At 60.8% G+C, this 20028-nt stretch carries 15 protein-coding genes; 6 read left to right on the forward strand and 9 right to left on the reverse strand.

The annotated features are described in order from the left end of the window. Positions 1-14: 14 nt before the first annotated feature. From B7L09_RS20910 to B7L09_RS20925, 4 genes are all read right to left on the reverse strand, one after another. Positions 15-1898 carry a TonB-dependent receptor domain-containing protein gene (locus tag B7L09_RS20910; protein ID WP_094470431.1) on the reverse strand — a complete coding sequence of 628 codons (1884 nt, stop codon included), beginning with the start codon at positions 1896-1898 and terminating at the stop codon, positions 15-17. A 153-nt stretch (positions 1899-2051) separates the two neighbouring features. Next, positions 2052-3950 carry a 1-deoxy-D-xylulose-5-phosphate synthase gene (dxs, locus tag B7L09_RS20915; protein WP_094470432.1) on the reverse strand — a complete coding sequence of 633 codons (1899 nt, stop codon included), beginning with the start codon at positions 3948-3950 and terminating at the stop codon, positions 2052-2054. 91 nt (positions 3951-4041) lie between these two features. Then, entirely contained in the window at positions 4042-4944 is a 903-nt protein-coding gene (gene ispA, locus B7L09_RS20920) for a (2E,6E)-farnesyl diphosphate synthase (RefSeq protein WP_094470433.1), read from the reverse strand. Beyond that, positions 4941-5183: an exodeoxyribonuclease VII small subunit gene (locus B7L09_RS20925; RefSeq protein ID WP_094470434.1), complete on the reverse strand. Its 243-nt coding sequence runs from the start codon at positions 5181-5183 to the stop codon at positions 4941-4943. Before B7L09_RS20925 ends, ispA begins: the two co-directional genes overlap by 4 nt. Positions 5184-5687: 504 nt before the next feature. On the opposite strand from B7L09_RS20925, the gene B7L09_RS20930 reads away from it, so the two are divergent. Genes B7L09_RS20930 through B7L09_RS20955 form a run of 6 tightly spaced genes read left to right on the forward strand, consistent with a single transcriptional unit; the run spans position 5688 to position 15866 of the window. Next, positions 5688-6479, forward strand: a complete 792-nt coding sequence (locus tag B7L09_RS20930; RefSeq protein WP_094470435.1) for a YfaP family protein — start codon at positions 5688-5690, stop codon at positions 6477-6479. A 37-nt stretch (positions 6480-6516) separates the two neighbouring features. Continuing rightward, positions 6517-8229, forward strand: coding sequence for a DUF2138 domain-containing protein (locus B7L09_RS20935; RefSeq protein WP_094470436.1), 1713 nt, complete (start codon positions 6517-6519; stop codon positions 8227-8229). Next, a complete protein-coding gene (locus B7L09_RS20940; RefSeq protein WP_094470437.1) occupies positions 8214-8864 on the forward strand; it encodes a DUF1175 domain-containing protein in 651 nt (216 codons plus the stop codon). Before B7L09_RS20935 ends, B7L09_RS20940 begins: the two co-directional genes overlap by 16 nt. Further along, entirely contained in the window at positions 8861-13426 is a 4566-nt protein-coding gene (locus tag B7L09_RS20945; protein ID WP_094470438.1) for an alpha-2-macroglobulin family protein, read from the forward strand. Before B7L09_RS20940 ends, B7L09_RS20945 begins: the two co-directional genes overlap by 4 nt. Before the next feature lies 1 nt (position 13427). After that, complete coding sequence (locus tag B7L09_RS20950; protein WP_094470439.1) at positions 13428-15047, forward strand: DUF2300 domain-containing protein; 1620 nt, start codon at positions 13428-13430, stop codon at positions 15045-15047. Positions 15048-15050: 3 nt separating this feature from the next. Next, positions 15051-15866: a YfaP family protein gene (locus B7L09_RS20955; protein WP_094470440.1), complete on the forward strand. Its 816-nt coding sequence runs from the start codon at positions 15051-15053 to the stop codon at positions 15864-15866. 399 nt (positions 15867-16265) lie between these two features. Here B7L09_RS20955 and B7L09_RS20960 read toward each other — a convergent pair whose 3' ends face one another. From B7L09_RS20960 to B7L09_RS20980, 5 genes are all read right to left on the reverse strand, one after another. Further along, positions 16266-17012, reverse strand: coding sequence for a S24 family peptidase (locus B7L09_RS20960; RefSeq protein ID WP_094470441.1), 747 nt, complete (start codon positions 17010-17012; stop codon positions 16266-16268). Between the two features lie 230 nt (positions 17013-17242). Beyond that, positions 17243-17770 (reverse strand): inorganic diphosphatase, encoded by a 528-nt coding sequence (gene ppa, locus B7L09_RS20965; RefSeq protein ID WP_094470442.1) that lies wholly within the window; start codon positions 17768-17770, stop codon positions 17243-17245. Between the two features lie 274 nt (positions 17771-18044). Then, entirely contained in the window at positions 18045-18857 is an 813-nt protein-coding gene (locus tag B7L09_RS20970) for a M90 family metallopeptidase (RefSeq protein WP_094470443.1), read from the reverse strand. A 6-nt stretch (positions 18858-18863) separates the two neighbouring features. Continuing rightward, positions 18864-19520 (reverse strand): DedA family protein, encoded by a 657-nt coding sequence (locus B7L09_RS20975; RefSeq protein WP_094470444.1) that lies wholly within the window; start codon positions 19518-19520, stop codon positions 18864-18866. A gap of 238 nt (positions 19521-19758) precedes the next feature. After that, on the reverse strand, positions 19759-20028 hold a 270-nt coding region (locus tag B7L09_RS20980; protein WP_141213490.1), incomplete at its 5' end, for a GNAT family N-acetyltransferase.

The following is a 20028-nucleotide window of genomic DNA, read 5'->3' on the forward strand; positions in this document are numbered from 1 at the left end:
ACAGACATTTCAGATCAGATTTCAGGCGTCCAGGTCACCCCAAACATCCACGCCCGACCTTCCTCGCGATACCCATACTGACTGCCATCATGGGTGTACAACGCCCGGCTATAGCCTTTGTCCAGGAGGTTATCGACCTTCAGCTCAAGCTTGATCTCGCGATTCAATTCCCAGCTGCTGCGCAACCCCAACAGGGCATATCCACCCAACGGCTGTTGATTGTTCAAGTCGTCATAGCTGCTGCTTACCGCTTGCCAGCTGGCGCCGACGCCGAACTGATCGAATTGGCGATCCAGGTCCAGGCTCAAGGTGCGCCGCGCACGACGGGCCAGGGTATGGCCACTGTCGCGATCCCTCGGGTCGATGATCGCCACGCCGAGGTTGCTCTGCCAGCCGAACAGTTCCTGTTTCAGAGCCGCCTCGAACCCGTTGATCCGCGCCGAAGCCACGTTCTTTGGCCGTGAGTTGCTGCCAAAAATAATCGCGTCTTCAAGGTCCGTGCGGTACAGCGAAGTTTCGAGACGACTGGTCTCGGTCAACTGACTGCGCCATTGCAGCTCATAGCTTTTCGAGGTTTCAGGCTTCAGGTCCGGGTTGCTGAAATCGGGGTAGTACAAGTCATTGAAGGTCGGCGCGCGGAAACCTTCGCTGTAGGTCAGCAATACGTCGTTGTCCGGGTTCAGCGGCAGGGTGAAGGTGCCGCTCCAGCTGTTCTGGCCACCGAACTGCTGGTTCTGGTCCCGGCGCACACCCAGTTCTGTGGAGAACCTGTCCGCCTGGTAGCGATGCTGGATAAACGCCGCGCGGTTCCAGCGGCTGTCCTCGTCGAACGGGGTGCTACTGTTGATCCGGTCTTCGTACCAGTCGCCGCCGAGAATCAGGCTGTTGCGCTCATTGAGCGTCAGGTCGTTCTGCCAGTTCACCGAATCACGGTACGTGTTGAACACGCTGCGCTCATCGCTGAGTTTGTCCAGGGTCTTCTCGCGATTTTCGCTGTGACCGAATTCGACGCGGGTTTTCCAGATATCGTTGACCCGGGCATCGACATAACTGCTGATGCTGCTCACGACAAAGTCGCTGTAGGGCTGCTGCTGGAGCGATTCGAAGGTCGTTGGGTCGAAGCGCCCGAATGGATTGTCGAACTCGCTTTTGCCGCGGTTATCCAGCAGGTTGGCGCCGATTTCGATGTCGTCGGTGAGGGCATGGCTCAGGCTCAGACTGACCGATTTATTGCGGTATTCGTCATGATCGCCGTCGCTGGGATAGGACTCGTGGGTGCGGTTGATCCCGGCCGTTTCATCGAGGCTGGCGCCGAGGTTGAAGCGGGTTTTCTCATCGCCGCCGGATAATCCGAGGCTGCGTTCCCACGTCTGATTGCTGCCAAGCCCCACGTGCATACGTGGATGCAGGCCTTGTTCGCCACCACGGCGAGTGAAAATCTGGACCACGCCGCCAATCGCATCACTGCCATAAATCACCGAACGGGAGCCGCGCAGCACTTCCACGCGCTCGACCTGCTCGATGTTGATGTGTTGCAGGTTGCTGTCGCCGGAAGTCGAGTTGCCGATGCGTTGACCGTCCACCAGCACCAGGCTCTGCGCCGACTGGGTCCCGCGAATGTAGATCCCCGGCAGACTGCCGCGCCCGCCGGTCTGCACGACCTGCACGCCGGGTACCCGACTCAGCAAGTCCGTGACGCTACCCGGTTGCAGGCGGTCGATGTCATCGCGGGTGAACACGGTGTTGGCGGCGCTGCTGTCGTTGCGTGCCTGGACCTGACGGTTGGCGCTGATCAGCACCTCAGGGAGTTTCAGGGCTTGATCGCGTTCGAAGGTGTCAGCCAGGAGTTGACCGGCTGGCAGCAGCGTCAGCGTGAGGGCGAGGGGGGAGAGTTTCATCGGTAATCCGTTGACGCTTTAAAGCGAACACAAATTTTGAAAGGCACACAGAACACTGTGGGAGCGGGCTTGCCCGCGATTTCGGTGTGTCAGTCAAAATTGATGNCTGATCCACCGTAATCGCGGGCAAGCCCGCTCCCACAGGTTTTGCGTTTAGATGTTGAGCAGGGTCAGGCGCTCACGCACCGAAGCCTCGATCCCTGCCTCATCCAGCCCACACTCGGCCAGCATCTGCGCCGGCTTGGCATGTTCGACATACACGTCCGGCAAGCCCAGGTGCAGCACCGACTTGAGGATATTTTCCCGCGCCAGGAACTCNCTGACCGCGCCACCGGCACCGCCCATGATCGCGTTCTCTTCGATCGTCACCAGCAACTCATGGCTGNCGGCGATTTCGCGGACGAGGGCTTCATCCAGCGGTTTGACGAAGCGCATGTCGACCACGGTGGCGTCGATCTTCTCGGCGACTTTGAGGGCTTCGGCCAGTTGCACGCCAAACACCAGGAACGCGGCTTTGCTGCCCTGGCGGCGAACAATGCCTTTACCGATTTCAATCGGCTNCAGGTCTTTCTCGATCGTTGCATTCGGGCCGGTGCCGCGCGGATAACGCACCGCCGCCGGGCCGTTGAACAGGTGCCCGGTGGTGAGCATCTTGCGCAGTTCGTTCTCGTTGCTCGGCGTCATCACCAGCATGCCGGGAATGCAGCGCAAGTAGGACAAGTCAAAACTGCCGGCGTGGGTGGGGCCGTCTTCGCCGACTAAACCTGCGCGGTCGATGGCGAACAGCACGTCGAGGTTCTGCACCGCCACGTCATGAACCAGCTGGTCATAACCGCGTTGCAGGAAGGTCGAATAAATCGCCACAACAGGTTTCGCGCCTTCGCAGGCCATNCCGGCGGCGANNGTAACGGCGTGCTGCTCGGCAATCGCCACGTCGAAATAGCGCAGCGGGAAACGCTCGCTGAACGCCACCAGGTCGGAGCCTTCCTTCATCGCCGGGGTAATGCCCACCAGGCGCGGGTCGGCAGCGGCCATGTCGCACAGCCATTCGCCAAATACGCCGGAATACTTCGGCCCGCTGGCCTTTTTCGGCGCGGCGGCGGGAGCGTCCAGAGGTTCGAGCTTGGTGATGGCGTGGTAACCAATTGGGTCGACTTCCGCCGGGGCGAAGCCTTTGCCTTTTTTGGTGACGATGTGCAGGAACTGCGGGCCCTTGAGGTCACGCATGTTGCGCAGTGTGGCGATCAGGGTCGGCAGGTCATGACCGTCGATCGGGCCGATGTAGTTCCAGCCCAGCTCTTCAAACAGCGTGCCGGGGACCAGCATACCTTTTGCGTATTCTTCGGTGCGACGGGCGATTTCCCAGGCGCCGGGCAGGCGCGACAGGACCTTTTTGCTGCCTTCACGCATGCTCGCGTAAGTGCGGCTGGACAGGATNTTTGCCAGGTAGTTGGACAGGCCACCGACGTTGCGCGAGATCGACATGTCGTTGTCGTTAAGGATCACCAGCATGTTGGCGTTCACTTCCGGCGCATGGTTCAGCGCTTCGAAGGCCATGCCGGCGGTCAGCGCGCCATCACCAATCACGGCAATCGCCTTGCGGTCGCTGCCTTGCAGGCGGGCGGCAATCGCCATGCCCAGCGCTGCACTGATGGAGGTGCTGGAGTGGCCGACGCCAAAGGTGTCGTACTCGCTTTCGGCGCGGCGCGGGAAGGCGGCCAGGCCGTCCTTCTGGCGCAGGGTGCCCATGCGCTCGCGACGGCCAGTGAGGATTTTATGCGGATACGCCTGATGGCCCACGTCCCACACCAGCCTGTCGTCCGGGGTGTCGAACACGTAATGCAAGGCGATGGTCAGCTCGATAACGCCCAGCCCTGCACCGAAATGCCCACCGGTCTGACCGACCGTGTAGAGCAATTCCAGGCGCAACTCATCGGCCAGGGTTTCCAGCTCGGCTTCACCCAGTCGACGCAGGCCGTCCGGCGTGGCAGCACGGTCGAGCAGGGGCGTGGACGGGCGCTTGCGGGGAATCTCTTGGAACGTCGTGGGCATCAGGCGAATCGTTATAGGTATAGAAGATGCGGCAGTTTACCTGATGCATCGCCCCCTGCCCACGCGTTGCTCTTTTTTGGCGGATACGCTGTCAGCTGCGGCGTTCGACGATATAGCGGGCCAGATCACGCAACGGCTCGGCTGCCGCGTCAAACGGTCGCAGCGCGTCNAGGGCCTGGTCACGCAGTTCCAGGGCATATGCCTTGGCTGCTTCGAGGCCGAGCAGGGCCGGATACGTCGGTTTATCGCGTGCGGCATCCGCACCCTGGCGCTTGCCGAGGGTCGCGGTGTCACTTTCAACGTCGAGAATGTCGTCCTGCACCTGGAATGCCAGGCCGATGGCCTGTGCATAAGTCTGCAGCGACTTCAGTTCGTCCTTCTCGGCACGGCCGCTGGCCAGAGCGCCGAGTTTGACGCTGACTTCGATCAGCGCGCCGGTCTTGTGCCGGTGCATGGTTTCGAGGGCTTTTTGATCCAGCTTNAGACCGACCGAGCCGAGGTCGATGGCTTGGCCGCCGACCATGCCGGCCGGGCCTGCCGCCAACGCCAGGGCGCTGACCATCTGCAAGCGGAGGTGATCGGAGGTGAGAGCAGCGTCCGACGAGCTCAGGCGCGGGTCGAGCAGGGCGCTGAAGGCCAGGCTCTGCAAGCCGTCACCAGCCAGAATCGCATAGGCTTCGTCAAAGGCTTTGTGAGTGGTCGGCTGGCCGCGACGCAAATCATCGTCGTCCATGGCCGGCAGGTCGTCGTGTACCAGGGAATAAGCGTGAATCAGCTCCACCGCGCATGCCGCGCCGTTGGCTTGCTCAGCTTTGCCGCCAAGCGCTTCGCACGCCGCGTAGGCCAGCAGCGGGCGGACCCGTTTGCCGCCATTCATCACGCTGTAGCGCATGGCTTCGTACAACCGCGCGAGCTCAGGGCTCGGCGCGGTGAACAGGGTTTCCAGTGCAGCGTTGACGCGGGCCTGGCTGGTCGCCGAATACGCTGCAATCATTCTGGCTGATCCGCGTCGAAGGGTTCCTCGGCCAGCTCGCCATCACGCTCGAGCAGCACTTGAACCTTTTGCTCGGCCTGGGCCAGCGCCGCCTGGCAATCGCGGGTCAGACCGATGCCCTGCTCGAAAGCCGTCAGCGAGTCTTCCAGCGACAATTCGCCGTTCTCCAGTCGCTCCACCAGCGTTTGCAGGTCGGCGAGGGATTGTTCGAAATCGAGTGCAACTTTTTTGCGGGCCATGGCGGCTATTCCGGTAGACGGTAAACCGGCGCGACACTAGCAGACATGGGGGTTATGGGCAAATGAGCGGGTGTCTGAGGCCTGTTCTGTGACGAGGGGGCTGTCCTGATTCCAATCAGTCCAGGATTTGCACAATCCCTGTGGGAGCGGGCTTGCCCGCGATAGCGGTAGATCNNGCCAGTTGAAATTCGGCCAGTCGGGCTGTTGCCAGATCCAGTGAGGTGCCATGAATTCAGGTGCTCCGAGGTCAATGAGCCGAATAATAGTCTATTCGGCTCATTTCGTGAGCCGAATAGCCTCTCTATTCGGCTCACGTCCAAAAAACACCGTGATTCCTGCCGCAAATATAGATGTATCCGATTGTTAAAAAACCGCCAAATAGCTAACCTTCGCGCCTTCTACGACCCAATAGTCACGGGTCTATCTGACGAAACACAGTTTTTGGATCTGTAACGCGCCGAGGATCGGGTGCAAGGTTTCGTTATGCATGGCAGGAGGCGTCACATGCGTTCATTTCTTCTGGTGCTGATGGGGCTGGTCTGCGCGACCGCTGCCTGGGCCGAGCCGACGGCTGAGTTGTCGGAGCCGGTCGGCGGCTGGCGCTTCAACGGCCTGCTCGATCGCAGTGAATACCCGCAAGTCGCCTATCCGACGCCGCCCATCGACCGGGGTGTGCAGCGCAATCGCACGATGATCCAGGGCCAGCTCAAGGCCATTGGCACGCAACGCGGGCCTCATACGCTGGCCGTCAACGGTAACCCTCTGAATCTGTACACCGATGACCAGGGGCGTTTCGCCCGGCCGTATGCGTTCGGTGCCGGCTCCAACAGCGTTGAAGTGCGTAGCGCCGAAGGCAAATCACTCAAGCGCGTTCAATTCTATGAAGCCAACAACCTGCGCACCCCGGCGCGGATTCGTGTGGTGTTGGGCTGGGATGACCCGAAAGCCGAACTCGATCTGCACATCGTGACCCCCGACGGCCAGCACGCGTTCTGGGCGCGCCCGGCGATGAGCAATGGCGGCGGGCTGGATCCGGACGGCGTCGATGGCCCCGGCCCGGAAATGTTCACCATGACCGCGCCGATGCATGGCACCTATCTGGTTTACGTGAACTATTGGGGCAACTTCGGCAGCGGCGGCTATAACTTCGATGAGACCAGCAACCAGAACGAGGTGATCACCTCGCAGATCAACCTGGTGCTCAACGAAAACACTGTCGACGAAAAACGCGAGACCTTCATCGTGCCCCTGCGGGCCATCGGTGACCTGCTGCTGGTCAAGACTTTCAACTATTAAGCATCCCGCTCCACGGATGACATCGGGTTTTGTGAACATGAGCGATAACACTGTTTCTCCGGCCGCCGAAACGCCAGCTGCCAAAACTCCTCGCCGCTGGCCGACGCTGCTGGTCGGGCTGGTCCTGGTGGCCGGCGTCGCGGCCGGATTGGGCTGGTTCATGCACAAACCCAAGACGCCACCGGCAGCGTTGGCCAGCGACAAACTGGGCATGAGCCGCCCGGACGGTCTGCTCGAAACCCATTCCCTGAGCCAATTGCCCAAGGACTTGCTGGCGGTGCCGTTCCTCAAGGAAACCCTGACTGAAGATTTCGTCTTCTATTACGAAGCCCATGCCGATCGCCTCGGCTTGATCGGCAGTCTGCGGCGAATCATTTATGAGCATGATCTGAAGTTGCAGGACAGTTTGATCGAGCAGCTCTTCGATCAACCGGCGGATGTGGCGTTGTGGCGTGGGGCGGACGGTCGTCTCAAAGACTTCTTGTTGGTGATGGATCGCGGGGGGCTGGCCAAGGTGCTGGAGCCGCTGACGAAAGTGGCGCTGGATGATTCGCAGCTGTCCGCCGTCGCCACAGTGAAAGTCGGCGCCGATGACGTGACTCTCTATCAACTGACCTATAACAACAGCAAGGCGCTGCTGTTCGCTTCCCATGGCGACAAACTGGTGGTGCTGTCCAACCCGACCAAACTCTACGATCCAGAAGGCGGAGCTTCGGAAGAACCGGGCAGCGTTTCGACCCAGTCCATCGCCGCGTTGCTCAACGGCGACAAACTGTTCCCCGAAGCCTTCGGCCTGCCACCGCGCGCGCCCGAGGTGAAACAACGCCTGTCGGTCAACGCCAGCGTCCTGGCCATGGGTTACCAGCGTTTCATCCCGAATTTCGCCGGCCTGCGCTTCGACATGGACGACAAGGGCTGGCATAGCTTCCTCGCCATGGACGAACTGGACAACCAGCCGGACTTCGATTTCAAACCGATCTGGCAAGCCATGCCGATGGGCGCCAGCGCCTGCGTGGCCTTGCCGCTCGCCGCCGAACAGCAGAAACCGCTGCTGGTGAAACTCGGCGCCGAAGAATCCGTGGCCCAGGCGCTGACCGAACACATGGCCGGCGCCGCCGGGCTGTGCTGGTACGCCGATTCGCGGTTGTACACGCCGTTGCTGGTGGCCAGCCTGAATGATGATGACAGCGCCAAACTCGACGGTGACCTGGGCAACCTGTTCAGCTCGATGGTCGGCGCCTATGAAGGCAACGTCGAAGAACACGCGTTCCCGGTGGTCGAGAAACAGGAAGGCCAAAGCCATCAGTGGCAGCGCCAGGTCAGCTCCAACTTCGGTCCCTACAAAGCCAAGGACGCCGAGAACCCGGACGCAATCACCGGCAAGGCGTTCATGAAAGTCAGCTTGGCGCGTCACGGTTCGACGTTGCTGTTCTCCCTCGACGACAAGCTCGTGGACAAGGCCCTCGGCACTCTCGACAAACGCTTCCCGCCGATGGCCGACGTGGTGCCGAAAGACCTGCTGATGCCGGTCTACTTCGGCCCGGAATCCATGGCGCAACTGATGCAACAGGAAACCCTCGACAGCCTGCCACAGGACATGGAGCCGGTGTTCTACAACGCCGCGCAAACCTACCTGATCCCGAAACTGCGCAAGCTCGGCGGTTATGGCAAATACGCCCTGACCTTGCCGGAAGGCAGCGAACCCAACGGCCACTGGCAGTGGCTGCCGCTGGAATGGAAAGCCCTGTGACAGCACTTATCCGAGGCCTCGGCCTGCTGGCGTTGCTACTGGGCACCCGAGCCTTTGCCACTGAGGCGCCGCCGCTGGACGTGCAGCAATCCCAGGTATTCCGCGCCTGGTTCGTGCGCATCGCCCAGGAACAACTGTCCCAAGGCCCGAGCCCGCGCTGGTATCAGCAGGACTGCGCCGGCCTGGTCCGTTTCGCCGCCAACGAAGCGCTGAAAGTCCACGACGACAAATGGCTGCGCAGCAATGGCCTGTCCAACCGATATCTGCCGCCAGAGCTGCAACTGAGCGAGGCCCAACGCGGCCTCGCCCAGCAATGGCAGCAGGGCGGCGGCAAAGTCGGGCCGTACGTCAACGCAATCAAACTGATTCAGTTCAACAGCCATCTGGTCGGCCGCGATCTGGCGCAAGCCCGGCCCGGCGACCTGATGTTTTTCGATCAGGGCGACGACCAGCACCTGATGATCTGGATGGGCCGCTACATCGCCTATCACACCGGCACCACCACCCCGACTGACAACGGCATGCGCTCCGCAAGCCTGCAGCAACTCATGACATGGAAGGACACCCGATGGATACCCGACGCAGCCAACCCCAACTTCATCGGCGTCTATCGACTGAACTTTCTCTCCCAATGATCGGTGCCCGCATGTCGCGTTTCCTGCCTCTGCTGTTGGTTTTGGTGCTGCCGTTTTCGGCGGTCAACGCCGAAGACACCGTCGAGCCGAGCGGCTACACGCCGGTGGCCGGTGAAAGCTTTTTCCTGCTGGCCGACAGCAGTTTCGCCGCCGACGAACAGGCGATGGTCCGCCTCGAAGCGCCGGGCCGCGATTACCGTCGGTTCCGCATGGAGCCTTACGGCGGCGCCGACATTCGCGTGTACCGCATCGACAAACCACTGGATTTCCTCAAGCGCCAGAAGAACCTGCACCGGGTGGTCAGCGACGGCCAGTTCAAGGGCGAAGGCTTGTCGAATACGCTCGCGTACCTGTGGGACAACTGGTACCGCAAATCCCGTCGGGTGATGCAGCGGGCGTTTTCCTACGAGTCCCGCAAACAAGTCACCGAGGAAGTGCCGGAACTGAAGATGGGCAGCGCGATTGCTGCACCAACGCCTTACGACGCTCAGCCGCAATTCGCGCTGATTCCGGGCCTGCCGGTGGTCAGCCAGTTCCGTTATCCGCTGTGGCAAGCCAAACCGATCCAGCCGCCTACCGGTGTGAATCTGGCCGGTTCGTCGAGCGAGTTCGTCAGCGTCGCACCGGGTAACGTGTACATCCCGTTGGGCAACCTGAAACCGGGCCTGTATCTGGTGGAAGCGCTGATCGGCAAGTACCGCGCCACCACCATGGTCTTCGTTTCCAACACTGTGGCCGTGAGCAAGATTGCCGGTGATGAGTTGGTGGTCTGGGCTGCGCGCAAGCACGAAGGCAGTTCGGTGCCGAAGGTCAATGTGCTGTGGACCGATGGCCTGGGTGTAATGAGCAGCGGCGCCACCGATGCCGATGGTTTGTTGCGCCTGAAACACGTCAGCCCGGAGCGTTCGTTCGTGATTGGCGAGGACGAAGAGGGCGGGGTGTTTGTCTCCGAAAACTTCTATTACGACAGCGAAATCTACGACACCAAACTCTACGCCTTCACCGACCGGCCGCTGTATCGGCCGGGGGATTGGGTGTCGCTGAAAATCGTCGGTCGCGAGTTCAAGAACGCCCGGGATTCCGTGGCGCCGACCGCTGCCGACGTCAACGTGACGGTACTCGATGCCACCGGCACAGCGCTGCAATCGCTGGCGCTGAAGCTGGATTCCAAGGCCGGCACCCAAGGCCGATTCCAGTTGCCGGACAACGCCGTGGCCGGCGGTTATGAGCTGCGTTTTAGCTACAAGGACCAGGCCTACAGCAGCGCCTTCCGCGTTGCCGAATACATCAAGCCGCACTTCGAAATCTCGCTGAACCTGGCCAAGCAGGATTACCGCACCGGCGAACCGGTCAAGGGCAACCTGGTGCTGCTGTACCCGGACGGCAAACCGGTGGCCGATGCCAAGCTGACCCTGAGCCTGCGCGCCCAGCAATTGTCGATGGTCGATAACGAGCTGCAATACCTCGGTCAGTTCCCGGTGGAGCTGACCAGTACCGAACTGACCACCGACAGCAAAGGCAACGCGACCCTCGACCTGCCGGCCGCCGAAAAACCGAGCCGTTACATGCTCACCGTGTTTGCCAGCGATGGCGCGGCGTATCGGGTCAAGACCACCAAGGAAATCCTCATCGACCGTGGTGCCGCGAGTTTCCGCTTGAGCGCGCCGCAGCGCTTCAGTGCCGTGGGCGACAAGGTTGCGTTCAGCTATTTGAATGAGGGTGGCAGCGAGCAGGCCAAAGCCGTCATGCCGGGCAGCTACAGTTGGGTGCGCCTTGAAGACCAGAGCACTGGCGAAGGCAAACTCGCCGCGACGGATAAAAGCTTCACCTTGGCCTTCGACCGTCCAGGCACCTACAACCTGACGTTGAAGGATGACCATGGCCGCGTCGTCGGCGCCACCGGCCATTCGGTGACTGGCGATGGCGTCAAAGCCGTGCCCGGCACCGTGGAAATCGTCCTCGACAAACCCGAGTACAAGGCGGGCGACGAAGCCCTGGCGTTGATCACTTTCCCTGAGCCGGTCAGCGATGCGCTGCTGTCCCTTGAGCGGGACAAAGTCGAGGCCACGGCGTTGCTGTCCAAGGGCGGCGACTGGCTGAAGATGGAAAAACTCAGCGACACCCAATACCGCGCGCGCATCCCGGTGAAGGACACCTTCGCGCCGAACCTGACGTTCTCGGTGCTGTACACCAAGGGCGGTCAATACAGTTTCCAGAACGCTGGCATCAAGGTGATTGCGCCGCAAATCGACGTGGCCATCGTCACGGACAAAGAGGCGTATCAGCCGGGCGATACCGTGTCGGTGGACCTGACCACCCAGTTCGCCGGCAAGCCGATTCCGGCACACCTGACGGTCAGCGTGGTCGATGAAATGGTCTACGCGCTGCAACCGGAAGTCGCGCCAACCATCGACCAATTCTTCTACCACCCGCGCCGTAACAATGTGCGCACCAGCGCCAGTCTGTCGTTCATCAGCTACGACGTTGCGTTGCCAGGCAGCCCCGGTGCACCGGGCAAAGCCAATCGCAGCGAGCGGGGCGTGAAAGTGCTGGAGCGGCCCCGTCGTGAAGACGTCGACACCGCCGCGTGGGAACCGGAGTTGATCACCGACGCCAACGGCAAAACCCGCTTCACCTTCAAGATGCCGGACTCGCTGACCCGCTGGCGCATCACTGCCCGCGCCATCGCCGATGACGGCCAGGTCGGGCAGAAGAAGCAATTCCTGCGCTCGGAGAAACCGCTGTACCTGAAATGGAGCGGCCCGACTCACTTCCGCAATGGCGACAAACCGGAGCTCGGTGTGTTCGCCTTCAGTCAGGCAGAAAAACCGGTCAAGGCCGAGTTGGTGATCCATTACGGCGGCGCCGAACAGCGCGTGCCGGTGACCCTGAACAATGGCATCAACTACATCGCGCTGCCGGCGTTTGCGTTGACCTCCGGCGAGTGGAGCGCCGAACTGGTGCAGGACGGCAAAACCGCCGACGCCCTGGCCGTGCGCCTGACTGCAACCGGCGAAGGCTGGCAGGTCACGCAAAGCCAAAGCCTGGACGTGGTCAGCGGCGACACACCGCTGACCTTGCCGGCGGACGCGACGGATATTCGCCTGCGTCTGGATGACAGTCCGCAAGCGCTGTTCCGTTCGGCGCTCGATGATCTGCTGAGCTATCCGTATGGCGGTGTCGAGCAGACAGCAAGTCGTTTGCTGCCATTGAGCATTGCGTACCCGACCTTGTCGTCGAACCCGCAGATCCGCGATCGCTTGCGCCTGATCATGCAAAACAGCCGTCTGCGCCTGGTGCAAATGGCCGGGCCTTCCGCGAGCTTCACCTGGTGGGGCATGGACGGTGAGCCGGATGCGTTCCTCACTGCCTACGCCTATTACGCCGACTGGCACGCCAGCAAAGCACTTGAACTGAGCCTGCCGCCGGAGCATTGGCAGCGGGTGCTGGAGGTGTATTCCAAGCAGGCGAAAAACACGCCGCTGTTGCAGCGGGCGCTGATTCTGTCGTTCGCCAAGCAGATGCAATTGCCGGTCAACACGTTGCTCAGTGGCTTGATGGATGACCTGGCAAAAGCAGGCGAGGGCAATGCTGCGAACCTGATGGAAGATGGCGAGGACAGCCTTGTCATGAGCGATCCTGATTCGGCGCTTGGCTTGGCGGCTGCTCGTGCGCTGACTGCCTCGTTGGCGAAGCAATCGAAGGTGACTCTGCCGGACGCATTCAGTCGTCAACTGCCGGATGCGCAACAACGGCTGGCGGTCAGTTCTCAACCGTTTGCCGAAGCCTTGAACCTGTCGCTGCAACCCTTCGATCAGGCTCACGCGCAAGCGTTGTTGCAACGTTTACTGCCGCAGCAATCGACCCTGGAACGCGCTCTGGCGCTGACCTGGTTGCAACGCAGCATCGAGCAGGCATCACCCACCATCGCACTGGCCCCGGGTGAAGGCTGGAAAAAACAACACGGTGATACCGGTGAGATGTACTGGACGTGGCAGGGTGCTTCGCCGGTACCGGCCGTGTTGTCGCTGACCGGGACGCAAGAACGTCCGTTGCGCGCCGCGTTGAGCTTCCAGACCATGCAACCGCCGGTTGAGCCGATGGCGGTGACCATCACCCGTCGCCTGTCGCGTCTGGTGCCGGGCGACGAAGCCTTCACCTTCAAGCTGGAAGCGATAGGCAGCAAGCCTTTGTCCAGCGACAGCCTGTACCTGGACGAAGTGATCATCACCAGCAAAGCCGCCAAACCGCTGCGCTACGGCATGCTCGAAGTGCCGCTGCCGCCGGGCGCGGATGTCGAGCGCACCACGTGGGGCATCAAGTTGATGGGCAAGGCCGGCACCGAGCCGACCGCACTGGAGAAAGCGCGTTTCGAACCGGGCCAGATGGCTTACGCGATTCCGGTCGATGCCTTGAGCGGCGAACTGCGCCTGCGTCATTTGGTGCGCTTCTCACAGAAAGGCCAATTCAACCTGCCGCCGGTGCGTTTCACTCAGGTCTACGCGCCGCAGCATCAAGCCCAGGAACAGAAACCGGCCCTCGGCCAGGTCACGGTCAACTGACATGCCCCGAGCGCTGCTCTGGTGGCTGCTGTGTTTGATCCCTGCGCTGGCGACAGCGCAGGAGGAGCCGCTGCGTCTGGGCTTCAAGGGTGAATTGATTTCGTTGAGCCGGACTCAGGTGATTTCACGCGAGCCATTGCCCAGTGATTTGCAGGCGCCGTTGGGCAGTTTGTGGAAGTTGTTTGTGTACGGCTGGTTGGTGGATACCGGCGCCCGTGAGCCAGCGTATGAGTGTCGCGGGCAATCGAAAGAGGAAGTTTATTGCTGCACCGCGGGCGGCAAGATTGAGCGCGATCAGGCGTTGGTGAAATCGTGTGGCTTGTACTTCGAGCCTGCACGATTGGGTATTTCTGATGCAGGCTGGCGGGAATATTGGCAGGCTCGGCAGGCGCCGGAATGGTTGCTGAACCTGCCTTCGTTACAGCCTTCTACGCGAGTTTCCGTGGCTGAATTGCTGAAAGTGCTGGCCGTGATGCCGGCGCAGGATCAGGCGCGGCGGGTGTTGCTCGATGTGGTGCTAAGCGCCTCTGACGGCAATGTCGTCGGCGAACTCGGTGGCCGATTGCGGGTGAAAACCTGGAGCTGGTTGGGCGATCAGGACCCTTCGTCGCGTCAGGGTGGGTTTGCGGGTTGGATGGCGGACGGCACGCCGATCTGGGCGGGTGGGCGCGGGACCAGTCAGATGGTGCTTCGTCATTACGGTGCTGCGTTGGCTTCGGTGTTGCCGGCGGATTGGCCTTTGGATGCGGGACGTTGCGTCGAAGTCGGTCTGTTTTCCCGTTATCCGATCGGGCGTGTTCTTGCGGGGGATCGGGTTGTTTCTTCCGGGCCTCTGCAGGGCGACTATCGCGTCGAATTCGCCAATGGCAATCAGCTGGATATCCACAGCGATGGCGAACTGTTTCTGCTTAAGGACAAACTCGTCGCTCGACTCGACCGTGAAGAATACGTCGCCCGCGTCCTGCAAAGGGAAGCCAAACCCGAACCCGTTGAAGCCGCCAAAGCCCTGGCCATCGCGATAAGAACCTACCTGCTGCAAAACGCCACCCGCCACGGCGACTGCCTGAGCATCGACGACAGCAGCAGTCGCCAACGCGTCGCCCCACGCCCGGCCACCGCTGAATCACGCCACATTGCCGCCTGGACCAGCGACCTCGTCCTCGCCGGCAGCACCGTCACCTACCACTCCGACCAACCCGGCCCGGACAAACTCTCCTGGCAGCACGCCGTCGAACAAGCCAACGCCGGCCAGCGCTACGACGCCATCCTGTTGCACGCCTACCCGCGCGCCAGCCTCAGCCGCTGGGACAGCCCCGTCGCCTCCTGCGAAGCACTGCCCGCCGCGCAAGACTGGCTTCAAAAGCAACGCCGCGGCTGGCGCACGCGGTTGGAAAGCGAAGTCGGCTACAACGACGTCAGCACCTTCGCCGTCTGCCGCCTGGCCTTCGGGCGCCCCTACGTCGACCGCGAACGTCAACGCCTCTATGTGCGCGGCGTGCTGTCACTGCAAGACCGCCTCGACCTGACCCATGAATACCTGCACCTGGCCTTCGAAGCACACCCCAACGGCCAGGATGAAACCTACATCGAAGGGCTCGCCCGACATCTCTTGCTGGAATAGGCCATGAAACTCCGTTATCCACAGGTCTTCCTGTTCCTTTGTTCTTTTTGTGTACTGCCGACGGTTTTTGCGGCTGAGAGCGGCGTGAAACTCGATACGCCCGTTGGCGGCTGGCGCACCGGCGCGGCCGAGGGGGAGGGTGAAAACTTCCGTCAGACGGTCAACTATCCAGCCTCCTCGGTGAATACCCCGCTGGGGCAGGCCAACACTGCGCGCATCACCGGGCAGATCAAAGCCGCGCCCAAGTCCGGCGAACCTGGGCGGTTGATCGTCAACGGCGTCAGCATGCCGCTGAAGATTGATCCGGCCGGGCGTTTTGATCGACCGTTCTCGTTTCCCAATGGCAGCAACAGCGTTGAAGTTCGTAGCCCTGATGGACAGCAACGGTCTCGGACGCAGTTTCTTAATGTCAGTGGTGGGGCTACGCCGGCCAAGTTGCGGGTGCTGCTGGCCTGGGACAGCGATGGCACGGATCTGGATCTGCACCTCATCACGCCTGACGGTGCGCACATTTGGTATGGCGATCGGGTTGCACCGAATGGTGCGGCGCTGGATGTGGACGTGACGACGGGGTATGGGCCGGAGATTTTTGCCATGCCGGCGCCGATCAAGGGGCAGTATCTGGTGTATGTGAATTACTTCGGGGGCGGGTATCGCAGTGATGAGGAAGGGCAGGAGGAGGCGGTTCAAGCGCTGACGACGGCGCAGGTGACGGTGATTACGGAGGAAGGGACGCCTAACGAGAAGATGGAGACTTTTCTGGTGCCGATGCGGGCGGTGGGGGAGTTGACGTTGGTGAAGGGGTTTAGTTATCCGTGAGGAATTGTGCAGCAGGTTGCTGCACTATTTACTTTTTCCAGGCATTAAAAAGCCGGCTTGTGGCCGGCTTCTCGGGGACTGGCTTGGTTCATTTTTGGTAAACCTCGCCAGCCTTCAAAACGTACACCCGGATCTTGCGTCCGGCTGTGGGACTCGGCGAGAAAATCATCTGCCGTGTCGGTGCGATCAGAGCCGCGGGGCGGGGTGATGCGCAAATGTGGGGCGCAGCATACTGATTTTCTTGGGGGATTCCCAGTGTGGTGTGCGCCTTAGAGCTATCGGGGGCTCGGGATCAGGTAATCCATCCGATTTTTTGGGTGAATGTTCCATCGCTTTCGCGGGCAAGCCCGCTCCCACAGGGATTGTGGGATGCCTGTGGGATGTAAAAATGCCAGGGCGTTACAAAAACGGCACCGCCGGCCGCCGTTTGTTCAGGGTCGACCACCAGAATACCCACCCCAGCACCCTGATGTTCTGCTTATCAATCTGCTCGGCATTGAAGATTTCATCCGGGTGCTCTGCTTTGTTGTAACTGCGCAGCCGCAGGGCATTGCCCGGCATCCGGTGCAGGTATTTGATTCGCAGCATCCCGTCGTGCTCGATGGCGTAGATCTCCCCATCAATCACCTTGGTCAGTCCTCGGTCGATGGCGAGGGTGGAGCCGTCCTCAATGCGCTCGCCCATGCCGTTGCCGCTCATGTGCACGCAGAAGACATCCGTGTATTTGATTTCCAGGGAGTCGAGGTGGGTTTTGGGCAGGCGGATGAATTGGCCGGGGTCTTCGGCGACGTGGGTTTTACAGGACCCCGGGGTGATGGGGATTTCCTTGTAGAGGGGCAGTTCGACATCGGTCGGCTCGACCACCGTGTAGACGCCGCGAATGGCCTGGGCGTCGAAGGTGTTGCCGGACTCGTCGAGCAGGCGCAGATGTTTGGAGTCTTGTGGGCCTTCGCCGGTCTTGAGCCAGTCGCTGTTTACCGAGAGTAGTCTGGAGACCTCTTCCATGCGGTAGGCGGGCACACCGCGGGTGTACCAGTTATGGATATTTTGCGGCTCCGTGTCGAAGAAAGCGGCAAATCCTGTCGTCGTTATTTTCGCTTTTTCGAGGAGCGCTTTAAACCGTGGGCCGCTAGTGTTCTTTTTCATAAACACGAGTCTACGGCCGCTGGGCCGGGCTTTGAATAAACGAACCGTTCAAATTTCGAGGGAAATTTACGACCGGATGTAAGACGTATTTGGAACAAATTAAACAAGAAAAAACGTAGCGTTCTGAAACTAAACGCCCCGTTTAAAAGGCCCTTAATAGACGCCCACAAAAAACCCCGGATCAACCGGGGTTTTTTTCAAGTCGTCACAGGCGCGGGGCCAATGGCGTCTCAGCCTTTGTAGGCAGCAGCCGACTTGGTGATCGCTTCGCGAGCGGCATCTGCACCGGCCCAGCCTTCGATCTTCACCCATTTGCCTTTTTCGAGATCTTTGTAGTTCGCGAAGAAGTGCTCGATCTGCTGAATCAGCAGGGGTGGCAGGTCAGTGTATTCCTTCACGTCCACGTACAGCTGGGACAGCTTGTCGTGGGGTACCGCGATAACTTTGGCATCGCCGCCGCCGTCGTCGGTCATGTTCAGGATGCCGACTGGGCGCGCGCGAATCACCGAGCCTGGGGTAACCGGGTAAGGGGTTACTACCAGCACGTCGAGGGGATCACCGTCGTCAGCCAGGGTGTTCGGGATGAAACCGTAGTTGGCCGGGTAGAACATCGGGGTGGCCATGAAACGGTCAACGAACAGGCAGTCGCTGTCTTTGTCGATTTCGTATTTGATCGGCGCGTGGTTGGCCGGAATTTCGATGGCGACGTAGATGTCGTTCGGCAGGTCTTTGCCAGCCGGAATCTTGCTGTAGCTCATTGGGCGTTGCCCCCGTAGTTGGCCATGNACACTTGGCCGGATTGACCAAAAAGTGGCGGCGATTATAGGCATATTCCGCCGTTGATGCTACGGACCAAGGGTCGTAGAGACCTTAGTCGTGTGCCTGATAGACCGGGTTCTCGTTTGACGGCGTCCGTTGCGGTCATGCTGCGTTGCCGCTCCTCGCCATAGCCAGCTATGACTCGTCGCGGCGCCTTCGGCGATTATAGGCATATTCCGCCGTTGATGCTACGGACCAAGGGTCGTAGAGACCTTAGTCGTGTGCCTGATAGACCGGGTTCTCGGCCAGAAGTTGCCGCAGCCGGGCCAGCGGGTCCTGGCGGTAAAACAGCTTCAGTTGCTCATAGACCTGTGGATACGCCTCGTGCAGCAAATCCGGGGCGCTGAAGAAGTATTCGCTGGTGACGGCGAAGAATTCGGCGGGATTTTCTGCTGCATACGGATCGATGGCTGTTTCGGCGTCTGGATTACGGTCAAGGTGCCGATTGAGGTCGTCGTAGGCGTGCTGCATGACCTTGGCCCACTCGCTGACCCGCATGTCGTGGTGCAGCGGTGGCAGGCCGTTGGCGTCGCCGTTGAGCATATCGAGCTTGTGCGCCAGCTCGTGGATCACCAGGTTGTAGCCTTCCCACTGGCCGCTGGCCAACACGCCGGGCCAGGCGAGGATCACCGGGCCCTGTTGCCAGGCTTCGCCGCTGTGTTCGCCATCCCATTCGTGCTCGACGCCGCTGGCATCGCGATGGCGCTGCGGGCTGAGGAAGTCGTCGGGGTACAGCACGATTTCGTGGAAACCCTGGTACCAATCGAGGTCGCCGAGGTTCATCAGCGGCAATTGCGCCTGGGCGGCGAGCAGCAGGCGTTGTTCCTGGTGCAGGTCGACGCCGGGCAGGGCGGTGAGGTGTTTTTCGCTGAGAAACACCACGCAGGCTTCACGCAGCCACTGGTCTTGCTCGGCGCTGATGCCGTCGAGGAAGGTCAGGTGGTGGCGCACCCGTTGCCACACGTCGTCGGCAATCGGGTGTCTGGCCAGGATGCGCCGGCGACGCCAGGCGCTCAGGGACCACATCGCCAGTCAGTGCGATTGGGTTTTGGACGCGGCGCGGCCAAAGCGGCTGCGGAATACGCCGATGATCATCGGTACCAGCGACAGCAGGATGATGAACACCACCAGCAGCGAGAGGTTTTTCTTGATAAACGGCACGTTGCCGAAGAAGTAACCCAGGGTTACCAGGCCGCCGACCCACAGGATGGTGCCGAACACGCTGAAGCCGAAGAAGCGCGGGTAGGGCATTTTGGCGATACCGGCGACGAACGGCGCAAAGGTGCGCAGGATCGGCAGGAAGCGCGCCAGGGTCACGGTTTTGCCGCCGTGCTTGTCGTAGAAGTCGTGGGTTTTTTGCAGGTAGTCGCGGCGGAAGATTTTCGAGTTCGGGTTGCTGAACAAGCGTTCCCCGGCCGTTCGACCAATGACGTAGTTGGTGCTGTCGCCGAGAATCGCCGCCAGCATCAGCAAGCCGCCCAGCAATATCGGGTCCATGCCGCCGCCTGCTGCGACAGCGCCGGCGATGAACAGCAAGGAATCACCCGGCAGGAAGGGCATCACCACCAGACCGGTTTCGCAGAAGATCACCAGAAACAGGATGGCGTAGATCCACGGCCCGTAGTTGTTCACCAGCAAATCGAGGTAAACNTCGAGATGCAGGATAAGGTCGATCGGGTTGAAATCCATGGAGGGGCACCTGTGGTGACGGCCAGACTCAGCAGGCCTGTGCGGATGACTTCGCGAAAGCCTACAGACGAGTGTAGTTTTTCTTACAAGCCGAAAAGGCCGGCATTATACGGGCTGATTGGTGAAGCGCGCGTCGAGATTGTAGCGGGGGATGTCGATGAGGCGACGGGAAGTCGAGTGACAATAAATAACCCTTTCAGTGAGAAGGGAGCGTGCTCCCTCCCCACAGACGTCAGGATCAGAGCTCGTCGCTGATCGGCAACACGTAGTTCTTGAACTCGGTGTCTTCCTTGAACCCGATGGATTCGTAGGTTTTCTGCGCCACTTCATTGTTACTGCTGGTCGACACCCGCAGCCGCACCGCATGGGTTTCCTTGGCCATTTTTTTCGCCGTGCGCATCAAGTTATCCGCCACCAACTGCCGGCGGGCGTCTTCAGCCACGTAGATGTCGTTGAGGATCCATACCCGTTTCAGCGACAGCGACGAAAAGCTCGGGTACAGCTGGCA

This window comes from Pseudomonas mandelii (genome assembly GCF_002251635.1).
In the GTDB taxonomy this organism is placed as follows: Bacteria; Pseudomonadota; Gammaproteobacteria; order Pseudomonadales; family Pseudomonadaceae; genus Aquipseudomonas; species Aquipseudomonas mandelii_B.